The sequence below is a fragment of the Caproicibacterium argilliputei genome, from assembly GCF_029211325.2.
Classification (GTDB): domain Bacteria; phylum Bacillota; class Clostridia; order Oscillospirales; family Acutalibacteraceae; genus Caproicibacterium; species Caproicibacterium argilliputei.
Map to the genome: position 1 here is coordinate 2,598,141 of NZ_CP135996.1, position 12,160 is coordinate 2,610,300.

Genomic DNA, 12,160 nt, shown 5'->3' on the forward strand with positions numbered 1-12,160 from the left:
GTGGTACCACCCAGTTGTTCAGCTTCCGCAAAAGAAGCCCTCAGTGACCTCGTCCGTAAGGAGAAGGCCCCGGCAAGTAACGCTGCCGAAACGTCCGCCCCTACTTTGGTTTCGGGGACGGCGGCTCGGGGATGAGCTATGCGCAGACGCTGCCGCACCGGCTCACACCACCCGCCGGCTCTCTGAAACAGCGCACGTCTGCCTTATTCCCGTCATTGCCTTGTCAACGATTGATTTTTATTCATCATAGCACAAACAAAACCGGCGTGTCAAGACTTTTTATCCGATTGCCCGCTTGTCAAGATTTTCGGGTGCCAAAAGCGCCTGCAGCGCCGCTGCGTCCTGCTCGCTCAAAACCGCGCAACGCGCCTTTGCAGGGCTGAACAGCACCAACTGGTCGTCCTTTTGATAGACATAGCAGGTGAAATCCCGCAGTTCTTTGCCCGTATGCTCCCCGGAAATCTCGTACTCCCTGTCGTTCACATTGGTAATCAAGCCATCCATTTCACGATCAAAGCTTTGGCGCTCTAAAAGTGTCCGTATAGGGCGATCTTCCCACCCCTGAAACGTGGCAATCCGAAACTGCCCGTAAAACACCCGCACCAGTTCATCACGGTACTGCATAAACTGGAAACCCATAAAGATAGACGCCACTATTACAACAGCCAATATGCTGCCCACGATTCCTGACACGTTTTCGAGCTTTCAAGGCGGACACCTTCCCAAATATTAAGGCAACACCGCACAATGGCATAAAAAATCCACGCCATCTGCCAAAGGCGGCAAACAGCGAGGAACTCTCCCAATTATATCTGCGAAGGCAAACGCAATCAGACTGACAGGCAGGGCCTGTCAGCCAGAATCAGATTCGCCAACGCAAACATCATATTCAGTTTGGCGGTCTGCTTTTGCAGACCTCGGTATCGCGTCTTTCGGTACCGTAACAGACCTTTCACAACGGCAAAAACATGTTCTACTTTGGCACGAACCGATGACTTTTCGTGCTCTCTGCGCTTGAGTTGGGCTTGCGACCTGTTGGAACCCTTTTTGATTTGCGATGGGCGACGATTGAACTTGTAACGGATACGCTTGCCAGCATTGTTCTTTATAATGGCATCCTCGCGCTTTTCCGCTCCCAAATATCCGCTGTCTCCGTATACAACGCTTTCCTCTCCGGTCAGCAGTTTGGAGGTCATGGCGACATCATGGACATTGGCGGCCGTTACCTCAACCGTGTGAACAAGCCCGCTATCCTTATCCACCCCAACATGTGCCTTGTAGCCAAAGTGCCACGCATTGCCCTTCTTCACCTGATGTGCATCCGGGTCTCGCTGCTTCTCCTGATTTTTCGTGGAGGACGGAGCGGCTATGATGGTGGAATCCACAATGGTACCCTTTTTCAGAAGCAGTCCCTTTTGTTGCAGCAAATTTGCCACCTGCGCAAACAACTGCTCCTGCAAACCGTTTTGTATGAGAATATTACGAAATCTTCCCAGCGTATCCCCGTCCGGCACCTGATTGCTTGATTCCACGCCGCAGAAATCCGAAAAGGCACGACTGTCGATCGTTTCAGCCACCGTTGCTTCGTCGGATAGATTATATAGGTTTTGCAGCAGATACAGCCGCAGCATCAGTTCCAAATCATAGGGCTTGTTTCCGTGCTCTCCTTTGTAGTAGCACGGCTTGATCATGGCCACCCATTTCCCCCATGGAACGATGCGCTCAATCTGCTCGAGAAATTCTTTTTTCTTCGTACGCGCCTGTGCCAGTTCATCGCACAGAGCTGACATACTCATCTGCTTATCCATATACCTATTTTATCATATCTCGCTTCTTACCGCAGCTTTTTTTCTGTGCGGTGTTGCCTTAAATATATTTCACCTCACAGAATAACTGAAGTTATCAGTAAGGTGCTTTCTGGCATAATATGTGCTTCCTGAAGAATTTTATAACGTAAATCTAAGCTGTTGTAACGCAGATATACTATGTGTTGCTACTCCACGCGGTAAGGGGGAAAACAGATATTAGCCAACAATCTGTCCCGGTTCCACTGTGAAGGTACTGCCGGACAAACAAAACTCCGGATACTTTTTTCTAAATTCTTTACAGAAATTGTGTCCTGCGAATTCATAAAATGCAACCCTCTTTTGCAAATACGAGTCTTACGCATACTGTCCGAAATTGAGCGAATTGCTTCTCTATCCAACGGCGGATGCGCATGAAACTTCTGCAAACCGACGGGCAGCACACACAGCGCAGTCTTTGTCTTTTTCTTCGTTCGGTGCACAGGAATCACCTCTGCTCTGATTTTAGCAGAAGCAGAAATATTTGTCAATTATTCTATATTTATTTTTGTCAAACTTTCACTCTTTCGGCTTTGTTCCTTTTTCCGGCGGGTACGCGCGGCTGGCGGCTTCGCGCGCAACGTCCAGCACCATACGCTCGGTTTTTTCCTCCTGCGTCTGTTCCGCTTCGCGCGGCGGAATGGTTTCATACACCTCCGCCACCATAGAACGCATCCACAGGCCGGGCGTAATGCGCAGGGAGTAGCCGCAGCCCGGCTGGGTCATCCAGTCGTAAAACTGCGCACGCGGCAGACCGTAAGCCGCCAGAATCGCCATGATGGAGCCGCCGTGCAGCACCGCCGCCGCGCTGCGGATATCCTGCCGCAGAAGCCCATCCACCATGTGCTCAAAAGCAGCGCAGGTGCGCTGCATAAACCAACCGCCGTCTTCCCCGCCGGGCGGTGTCACCTGCTTGCCGCCTTCCATCCAGGCGGCGAAACTGGGGTCTTCCTTGGCAATCTGCGCGGCGGTCTTGTTTTCCCACTCTCCAAAGCTTGTTTCCCGAAAGTCCGTCACCACCTGCGGCGTCAACTCGGGATAAAGAAGCTTCGCCGTCTGCAGGCAGCGGCGCAGCGGGCTGGAATAGCACACCTGCGCCGCCGGGTACGGATGCTGCTTTTTCAGCTTTTTCAGCTCCTCTTTGCCCTGCTCGCACAGAGAAAGATCGGTGCTGCCAATGTAGCGTCCCTCTAAATTTCCGGCTGTTAAGCCGTGGCGAACCAGATGGATTAAATACGAGTGCATGATATAGCTCCTTTTCTTACTTTCCACCGCAATATCTAGTGGTTTACAACTTGTTAATTTTGGTTTATACTTTACATTACGTTTATTTTATAAATCGACACGAAATGAAAAAATTCGAGTGGGAGGGACAGGATTGAACAGCCATTTTCCGCGTATCATCACGCTGCTGCGCAAAGAGCGCGGGCTGAGCCAAAAGGCTGTTGCCGAAAGTCTTGGTGTTTCTCAAGCACTGCTTTCCCACTATGAAAAGGGAATCCGCGAATGCGGGCTGGACTTTGTAGTCAAAATTGCGGATTTTTACGATGTTTCGTGCGATTACCTGCTGGGGCGCACACCGCACCCCACCGGCGCAACGGTACAGATTGCACAGCCCGCCGCCATCTCCCGCGCGGCGCAGGAATCCATGGGGCAAGCGCTGCTTTTCAACTCCCTGTCCGTTTTGTATTCCATTCTGGGCAACTGCGGAAATGAAGACATTACAAACGAAACATCCGCTTACTTATTCTGTGAAGTTTACCGTTTGTTTCGCACCGTGTATTCTGCCAACCCCAAAAATCCGCAAGGAATGTTTACCATCCGGGAAAAGCTGGCAGACGGCCGCGCTGCCGCCGGTGCGGAAATCGCGCTTTCCAACATCTGCTGCCTGCTTTCCGGCGAAGACTTGGACAGCCTCGCGGGGCTGCCAAAGTCGGAGCTGCCCGCGTTAAGCCCAGAAAAGCTTTCAGAGTCTTACCCCTCCTTGGTTTCGTCCCTGTTTACGCTTCTGCAGCAGGCGGAGCTGCGCATGGGTGCGCCTACAGCTGCGGCAGAGAAGCCAAAAAAGAAGAAGTAAAGCCGGCGTAGCCTTTGCGCATATACGGCAGGTTAAAGACAGCGGCGGGGTTTTTGGAACTTTCCATCACGGCATGGCACAGTTCCTCGTACAGTTTGCTGCGATAGTAAACATCGTAATCTCCCTGCACCCAAACGCGAGTTGAATAATCTACGGTGAGGATACCTTGTTCCGTTAATGAGTGCAGGGCTTTTCCACGTTCTTTGACCAGTTCCATACTGTCTTGGGGCTGTTCTATATAGACATCATTCAGCGCGATACTGCAAAGCTCTGGCTGACCCTCGCGGTGCAGTTCAAAACGGACAATCGGAAAGCGGCGGTGCTGAAACACTTTCCAAAGGATTTCTTTCTGTGCATCTGTGTAAGTCATAAAGATTTCTCCTCTTTTCACATTCAATGCTTTTAGTATAAACGAAACCGCACATTCTTGCAATGCGAGAACGAAAACAGGACGGCACTTCAAAAAGTGCCGTCCTGTTTTTATGAAAAGCGCTGACTTCACCCTGACGCAGACTGTAAAAGACGTGAGCGTGCGCCCACGTGAGCTTCAGCACACCGCCTGCGGGGGCTTCCCCGCACCCCCAGTCGCTTTCTGAGAAAGCGACGGAAAGCAACCTGTCGAAGCGCTGACTTCATCCTGACGCAGACTGTAAAAGACAAGAGAGCGCGCCCGCGTAAGCTTCAGCACACCGCCTGCGGGGGCTTCCCCGCACCCCCAGTCGCTTTCTGAGAAAGCGATGGAAAGCAACCTGTCGAAGCGCTGACTTCACCCTGACGCAAACTGTAAAAGACAAGAGAGCGCACCCGCGTGAGCTTCAGCACACCGCCTGCGGGGGCTTCCCCGCGTAAGCTTCAGCACACCGCCTGCGGGGGCTTCCCCGCAGGCATCAGTCTGCTTTTAGGAGGTTACGGTACATCCGAATGTATTCGTTGGCGGACTTGCCCCAGCTCATGTCGCAGTGCATGGCGCGCTGTACAAGGACCTTCCAGCCTTCCGGCTCCCGATAACCATCCAGCGCACGCCGAACCGCATGATTCATATCTGTGCTGTCGTAATTTTGAAATGTAAAGCCATTTCCCTTGCCATCGCCGCTGTCCTGAATGGAATCTTTCAGGCCGCCGGTTTCGCGCACCACCGGAATTGTTCCGTACCGCAGTGCAATCATCTGCGACAACCCGCATGGCTCACTTTTGCTTGGCATCAGGAAAATATCCGCGCCGGCATAAATCTTTCTGGAAAGCTCCGGCACAAACCCGTGGCACGCGCACAGCCGCCCCGGATACCGGCTCTGCATCTCCTGAAAGAACTTTTCGTACTCCCAGTCGCCGCTGCCGAGAACCACAAACTGCATATCCGTTTCCCGCATCAGGCAGTCCAAATCCTCTTTGACCAGATCCAACCCCTTGTGCGAAACCAGCCGCGTCACCATGCCTACCAACGGCACATCCGCCTTTTGCTCCAACCCCAAACGCTCCTGCAAAGCCTGTTTGTTTGCCGCCTTGCCGGAAAGGTCATCCGCTGTGTAGGGGGCGTAAATCTCTTCGTCCGTTTCCGGATTGTAGGACTGCGTGTCAATGCCGTTCAGAATGCCTGAAAGCTTCCACGCACGCTGATTCAAAATGCCATCCAGTCCACTGGAATACCACGGGTCCAGAATTTCTTTCGCGTAAGTCGGGCTGACGGTGGTCACACGGTTGGCAGTTTCAATCGCACCTTTCAGCATATTGACGCAGTCGTCATACTCCAGAATCGGCAGGTCGCTCTTGGGCAGGCCCAGCACATCCTCCACCAGTTCCTTGCCGTATTTGCCCTGATATTGAATATTGTGAATGGTCATCACGGTTTTAATGCCGCGGTACCAGTCATTGTTGGCGTAAAAAAGGCTGTAATAAATCGGCACCATGGCAGTCTGCCAGTCGTTGCAGTGAATAATGTCCGGCTTAAAGTCGAGGTACGGCAGCATTTCCAGTGCCGCACGGGACAGGAACGCAAAGCGCTCCGCGTCATCGTAGTGCCCGTACAGCCCCTTGCGCTTGAAGTAATACTGGTTGTCAATCAGGTAGTAAATCACCCCGCCGGCGCGCGCCTCAAACACGCCGCAGTACTGCCGCCGCCACGCGACCGGCACGGATAGGCTGGTGACGAACTTCATGCCGTCCCGCATTTCTTGCGGAATGTCCTCATACAGCGGCATCACCACACGGCAGCCAATCAGCCGCTGCCGCAGGGCCTGCGGCAGCGAACCTGCCACATCCGCCAGACCGCCGGTCGCCGCAAAGGGCCGCGCTTCACTTGTGCAATATAAGATTTTCATGAAAAATCATCCCTTCCTGTTTCAGTTGCCGGCTGTGCCGGTTTCCGCGTGCACCTTACACCACGCTGCCTTTATTGATGAACACCGGGTAGGACTGGAACCCCATCAGCGAACGTTCCTCTTTAATTACAACGTCTTTGTCCATAATAACATAGTCCAGTTTGCAGTCCTGCCCAATCATGCTGTCCTGCATAATCACGCAGTTGCTCACTTTCGAGTTTTTCCCGATGTGTACCCCGCGGAACAGCACACAGTTTTCGACGCTGCCCTCAATGACGCAGCCGTCTGCAATCAGACTATTGGAAACTTCGCTGCCCAGCCCGTAGCGGGTGGGCATATCATCGCGTACCTTGGTGTAAACCGGGCGATTCGGCGTAAAAAGTTCGCTGCGCACCTTCGGCTGCATCAGTGCCATATTGGATTCAAAGTAGTCGTTCATGCTGCAGATAGAACGGAAGAACCCGTTAAATTCATAGCCGTGGAAGCGATAGTTAGCAATATTGCGCTGAATAAAGTCACGCTCAAAGTTGTACAAATTGCGGCTGACACAGTCGGAAATCAGTTTTATCAGCAGATCACGCCCAATCAGCAGCATCGGCAGGGCGTAGTTGCAGTCGCCCTCGTCTCGCGGCCCAACCAGGGCATCCCGCACCATGCCGTCCGGGTCAATCTCATAAGCCACCGGAGAGGCATACTTCTCTGGAATATGTCCATAGCGGTACACCAGCGTAACGTCCGCACCGGTTTTGATGTGGGAAGCCAGCACTTTTTTGCAGTCGATGTTGCAAACATAGTCGCTGTCGGTCATAAACACATATTCATCTTTTGAGTGAGAAAGAAAGCGCATCACCGACGCAAGCGCCTCAATCCGGTTGTTGTACTCTGCGCTGCCGTTAGAAAAGGGCGGCAGCATAAACAACCCCTCCCTCTTGCGCGAAAGGTCCCATGCCTTGCCGGAACCAAGATGATCCATCAGGGACTGATAGTTGCTTTTGGTAATCACGCCGACGTTGTTAATCCCCGAATTCACCATATTAGAAAGCGTGAAGTCAATTAAGCGGTAGCGCCCACCAAACGGCACACTGCCCATGGCGCGCGTTTCTGTCAGCTCACGCACTTTTTCATCGTGCATATTGGCAAAAATAATGCCAAGCACATGGTTCACATTCATTTCTTCTGCGCCTCCTCTGCCATTGTTTCTGCATCCACCATTGCCTTTGGCGGAATGACTGTGCCGGGCTGCACCATGCAGTCGCTGCCGACCACAGCCACGCCCCACTCGTCCTTATCGTCCATATCCTCCGGGCGCTGGCCGACCACCGCGTTTTTGCCGATAACCGTATTTTCCGCAACAATGGCATACTGCACAACCGCGCCCTCCTCAATGCGCGTGCCGGGCATGATAATCGAATCGCGCACCACCGCGCCGGGCGCAATGTAAACACCGGAGAACAGAACCGCAAAGTCAATTTCGCCGTACACATTGGCACCCTCTGCCACCAGTGAATTTTGCACCTTGGCGTCCTTGGAAATATAGTGCGGCGGCATGACCGGATTGCGGCAGTAGATTTTCCAAGTATTCTCTGATAAATCCAGCGGAATGTTGGGGTTGAGCAAATCCATGTTGGATTCCCAGAGGCTTTCGACAGTGCCGACATCCTTCCAGTATCCCTCAAAAGGGTACGCAAACATCCGCTCGCCTGCCTGCAGCATGGCGGGCAGCACATCATGCCCAAAGTCATTGCTGCTTTTCGGAGTGGCTTCGTCCTCTTCCAGATATTTTTTCAGCTTACTCCAGGTAAATACATAGATGCCCATGCTGGCTTTGTTGCTTTTTGGCTTTTTGGGCTTTTCATCAAACTCATAAATGGAGTTGTCCTCGTTGGTGTTCAGGATACCGAAACGCGGTGCTTCCTCCATAGGAACTTCGATTTCCGCAATGGTGCAGTCCGCATTCTTTTCCTTGTGGTAGGCAACCATCTGTGAGTAATCCATCTTGTAAATATGGTCGCCGGAAAGAATGACCACATACTCCGGGCTGTAACGCTCAATGTACGGCATATTCTGATAAATGGCATTGGCGGTTCCCTTGTACCAATCTGACTTTCTGCTGCGCTGATATGGTGGCAGCACCCGCACCCCCGCATTCATACTGTCCAAATCCCACGGCTGACCGGAGCCGATATATTCGTTCAGTTCCAGCGGTTGGTACTGGGTGAGCACCCCAACTGTTTCAATGCCGGAATTCACGCAGTTGGAAAGCGGGAAATCGATAATTCGGTACTTCCCGCCGTAGGGAACCGCTGGTTTTGCAAGCTTTTTTGTCAGCACCCCAAGCCGGCTCCCCTGGCCACCCGCCAGGATCATCGCCACTACTTCTTGTTTAGGCAACATGATTTTGTTCCTCCTTCGTATACGCTTTCTTTGGTTCTGCTTTTGCACCCATTATGGTTTCAGCACCGGTTTTGGCTGTCTGGCGGTGCGCTTTTTGGCTGTCTGTGCCGGCTTCTGTATCCGGGCTTTGGGTTTCACTGCCGTCTGTTCGGCAGCTTTCCGTAGATAAATGGTAGAAAGCGGCGGCAGGTGCAGGTTTACAGACTGCTCCATGCCGTGCATCGGAAATTCCTTTTCACTGACCAGGTGCCTGCCGTTTGACAAACCGCTGCCACCGAAGCGGCTCCAATCCGTGGAGAAGACTTCTTCATAAATACCGTCATACGGCACACCAATACGGTACTGCGGCCGCTCAACCGGCACAAAGTTGCAGACAATGAGCAGCTCCTCATGTGCCTTGTTAAAGCGGCGAAACGCAATCACGCTCTGGTCACAGTCATCACTGCTGATCCACGAAAAGCCCTCCCAGCTGAAATCAATTTCCCACAGGGGAGAGTTTTTCAGGTAGAATTGATTCAGTTCTCGGAAAAAGCGGTGCTGCGCCTCGTGCTGCGGGTACTGCAGCAACAGCCAGTCCAATTCCTGCTCATAGTTCCACTCAATAAACTGCCCCAACTCTGTGCCCATAAACAGCAGCTTTTTGCCCGGGTGCGCCATCATGTACCCCATGAACGCCCGCACACCGGCAAATTTCTGCTCTGCGGTGCCGGGCATTTTGTTCATCAGGGAACACTTGCCGTGCACCACTTCATCGTGGGAAATGGGCAGAATGAAATTTTCTGCAAAGGCGTAGAAGAAAGAAAACGTGACGTCCTTCTGGTTGTACTTGCGCCCCAGCGGGTCCAACGCCATGTAGTGCATCATGTCGTTCATCCAGCCCATATTCCACTTATAGTTAAAGCCCAGCCCGCCCATGTAGGTCGGCTTGCTGACCATCGGCCAGCTGGTGGACTCCTCTGCAATCATCATCACCGTGGGAAACCGTTCGAAAACCGCTTCGTTGAGCTTCTGCAGAAACGCAATGGCCTCCAGATTTTCCCGGCCGCCGTCTTTGTTCGGCACCCACTCGCCGTCCTTGCGGCTGTAATCCAGATACAGCATAGAGGCAACGGCGTCCACCCGAATTCCGTCAATGTGGTACTGCTCCAGCCAGAACACCGCGCTCGAAATCAAAAAGCTAACGACCTCCGGTCTGCCATAGTCAAACACCAGCGTGCCCCAGTCCCTGTGTTCACCCTTGCGGGGATCTGCGTACTCATAGCATGCGGTGCCGTCAAAGCGCGCCAGCCCGGACGCATCCTTGGGAAAGTGTGCGGGCACCCAGTCCATAATGACGCCAATGCCCGCCTGATGGCAGGCATCCACAAAGTGCATAAACTGCTTCGGCGTACCGTAGCGGGAAGTCGGCGCAAAATACCCGGTAACCTGGTACCCCCAGGAACCGTCAAAGGGATACTCCGTCACCGGCATGATTTCCATGTGGGTGTAGCCCATTTCTTTGACATAGGGTACCAGCTCTTCCGCCAGCTTATCATAGCTGAACACGTTGCCGTCCTGGTACCGCCGCCACGAGCCCAGATGCACCTCGTATATATTCACCGGATGGTCATAGTGCGGTGCGGTTTCCTTGTGGTGCTGCCACGCCGCGTCGCCCCAGCGGTAGCCATCCAGTTCGCAGTATCTGCTGGAGGTGCCGGGGCGCGTATCAAAGAATCGCGCATACGGGTCACTTTTGTACACCTGCACGCCGTCTGCCCCTGTCACACAGAACTGATAGCGTGCAAACTCCGGAAGCACCTGTGGAAGCGTTCCCTCCCACACGCCCCCGCTGATTTTTCGCAAGGAACAACGCTGCGGGTCCCATTCGTTAAAGTCCCCCACAACCGAAACACTGCAGGCATTCGGCGCCCAAACGCGAAAAACCGTCTGCGTCTGCGCGCCGGTTTGCTCTTTGTGTACCCCCATATAGTCGTAAGCCTGCACATTCGTCCCCTGATGAAACAGATAGAGCGGCACGCTGTCTTTCTGAGATTCGCTTTTTTGCATAGCCAACAGCTCCTGTATGTATGGGATTTTGGTAATCTTTTATAGTATTATCATACCACAAAAAAACGGAATTTCAATAGGTTTCTGAAAATATTGCAGAAGTTCGTGCAGAAATTGCACGTGCTTTTGTCTATGTTGCTACAAAATCAGGTGGTTTTTCTGTAGTAAGCAGCACCACCAATCAGGAACAGTATACGACCAAACGGTTAAAAAGGAAGTCAGTTTTCGTAAAGCAGCAAAAATTCCGCCAAACCATCCCGTTTCTCAGACGCTTTAACAGTTTGCCGGATAAAAAAACGCCCCCTGAAAATCCAATCTTCAGGGGACGCACCTACGTTTTACGCAGGAAGAAAGAGAAAAGAAAATTACAGCTCAGCGAAGTACTTAATGGTACGAACCATCTGGCTGGTGTAAGAGTTCTCGTTGTCGTACCAGGAAACGACCTGCACCTCATAGGTGTTGTCGTCAATCTTAGTCACGTTAGTCTGGGTTGCGTCAAACAGCGAACCGTAACGCATACCGATAACGTCGGAAGAAACGATTTCCTCGTCGTTGTAGCCGAAGGAAGCGTTGTCCTTAGTTGCTTTCTTCATGTAATCGTTGATTTCTTCCTTGGTGAGGCCAGCCTTCTTGCAGACAGCAGTCAGGATGGTGGTGGAGCCTGTCGGCACCGGTACACGCTGTGCAGCGCCGGTAAGTTTGCCGTTCAGTTCCGGAATAACCAGGCCGATTGCCTTTGCAGCACCGGAGGAAGCCGGAACGATGTTTGCGGCGCCTGCACGGGAGCGGCGCAGGTTACCCTTGCGCTGCGGGCCGTCGAGGATCATCTGATCGCCGGTGTAAGCATGGATGGTAACCATGATGCCGGACTGAATCGGAGCCAGTTCATTCAAAGCCTTTGCCATCGGCGCCAGGCAGTTGGTTGTGCAGGAAGCAGCAGAGATGATCTGATCCTCTTTCTTCAGGGTCTTCTCATTTACGCTGTAAACAATGGTCGGCAGATCGTTGCCTGCAGGAGCAGAGATAACAACTTTCTTTGCACCGGCCTTAATGTGCGCGGAAGCCTTTTCTTTGGAGGTGTAGAAGCCTGTGCACTCCAGCACAACATCAACACCAAGCTGGCCCCAAGGCAGTTTGGAAGCGTCGGGCTCTTTGTAGATGGTAATCTTCTTGCCGTCTACCTTAATGAAGTCCTCGCCGGCCTCGACTGTGTGCTTGTTTTCGCCGATTTTGCCTGTGAAGCCGCCCTGTGCGGTGTCATACTTCAGCAGGAAAGCGAGCATTTCCGGCTTTGTCAGGTCGTTGATTGCAACAACCTCATATCCGTCTGATTCAAACATCTGTCTGAAAGCAAGACGGCCGATACGGCCAAAACCATTGATTGCTACCTTAACTGACATTTTAATATCCTCCTTGAAAGTAAGAATGAACAATTTTGCATGTAAGCCTCAAGCGGCCATCTTTATTATATTATTTTAGAGGTA

The 12,160-nt window shown here is 52.5% G+C and carries 10 protein-coding genes and 1 other annotated feature (1 of these 11 running past the window's edge); of the genes, 1 reads left to right on the plus strand and 9 read right to left on the minus strand.

Annotated features, from left to right (window positions below):
• Positions 1-225: a binding site (T-box leader), on the minus strand; it reaches 20 nt to the left of the window's first position.
• A gap of 54 nt (positions 226-279) precedes the next feature.
• The 3 genes from PXC00_RS12545 to PXC00_RS12555 form a co-directional block, all read right to left on the minus strand.
• Positions 280-669, minus strand: a complete 390-nt coding sequence (locus tag PXC00_RS12545; RefSeq protein ID WP_275844813.1) for a hypothetical protein — start codon at positions 667-669, stop codon at positions 280-282.
• A 161-nt stretch (positions 670-830) separates the two neighbouring features.
• Positions 831-1,796: an IS5 family transposase gene (locus PXC00_RS12550; protein ID WP_316935202.1), complete on the minus strand. Its 966-nt coding sequence runs from the start codon at positions 1,794-1,796 to the stop codon at positions 831-833.
• 567 nt (positions 1,797-2,363) lie between these two features.
• Positions 2,364-3,089: a histidine phosphatase family protein gene (locus PXC00_RS12555; protein WP_275844071.1), complete on the minus strand. Its 726-nt coding sequence runs from the start codon at positions 3,087-3,089 to the stop codon at positions 2,364-2,366.
• Positions 3,090-3,222: 133 nt separating this feature from the next.
• Between PXC00_RS12555 and PXC00_RS12560 the strand changes: the two genes are divergently transcribed.
• On the plus strand, positions 3,223-3,921 hold the full coding sequence (locus tag PXC00_RS12560) for a helix-turn-helix domain-containing protein (RefSeq protein WP_275844072.1): 699 nt from the start codon (positions 3,223-3,225) through the stop codon (positions 3,919-3,921).
• Here PXC00_RS12560 and PXC00_RS12565 read toward each other — a convergent pair.
• The 6 genes from PXC00_RS12565 to gap all read right to left on the minus strand — a co-directional run bounded on the left by PXC00_RS12565 (position 3,884) and on the right by gap (position 12,076).
• The gene (locus PXC00_RS12565) at positions 3,884-4,291 is read right to left on the minus strand and encodes a hypothetical protein (protein WP_275844073.1); all 408 of its coding nucleotides are present in this window, start codon (positions 4,289-4,291) and stop codon (positions 3,884-3,886) included. The genes PXC00_RS12560 and PXC00_RS12565 overlap by 38 nt on opposite strands.
• A gap of 517 nt (positions 4,292-4,808) precedes the next feature.
• The gene (gene glgA / locus PXC00_RS12570; RefSeq protein ID WP_275844074.1) at positions 4,809-6,236 is read right to left on the minus strand and encodes a glycogen synthase GlgA; all 1,428 of its coding nucleotides are present in this window, start codon (positions 6,234-6,236) and stop codon (positions 4,809-4,811) included.
• 55 nt (positions 6,237-6,291) lie between these two features.
• Positions 6,292-7,407: a glucose-1-phosphate adenylyltransferase subunit GlgD gene (glgD, locus tag PXC00_RS12575; RefSeq protein WP_275844075.1), complete on the minus strand. Its 1,116-nt coding sequence runs from the start codon at positions 7,405-7,407 to the stop codon at positions 6,292-6,294.
• The gene (locus PXC00_RS12580; RefSeq protein WP_275844076.1) at positions 7,404-8,630 is read right to left on the minus strand and encodes a glucose-1-phosphate adenylyltransferase; all 1,227 of its coding nucleotides are present in this window, start codon (positions 8,628-8,630) and stop codon (positions 7,404-7,406) included. The genes glgD and PXC00_RS12580 overlap by 4 nt, the downstream gene beginning before the upstream one ends.
• 51 nt (positions 8,631-8,681) lie before the next feature.
• Complete coding sequence (gene glgB / locus PXC00_RS12585) at positions 8,682-10,676, minus strand: 1,4-alpha-glucan branching protein GlgB (protein ID WP_275844077.1); 1,995 nt, start codon at positions 10,674-10,676, stop codon at positions 8,682-8,684.
• 365 nt (positions 10,677-11,041) lie between these two features.
• Positions 11,042-12,076 carry a type I glyceraldehyde-3-phosphate dehydrogenase gene (gene gap / locus PXC00_RS12590; protein WP_275844078.1) on the minus strand — a complete coding sequence of 345 codons (1,035 nt, stop codon included), beginning with the start codon at positions 12,074-12,076 and terminating at the stop codon, positions 11,042-11,044.
• Between the last annotated feature and the right edge of the window lie 84 nt (positions 12,077-12,160).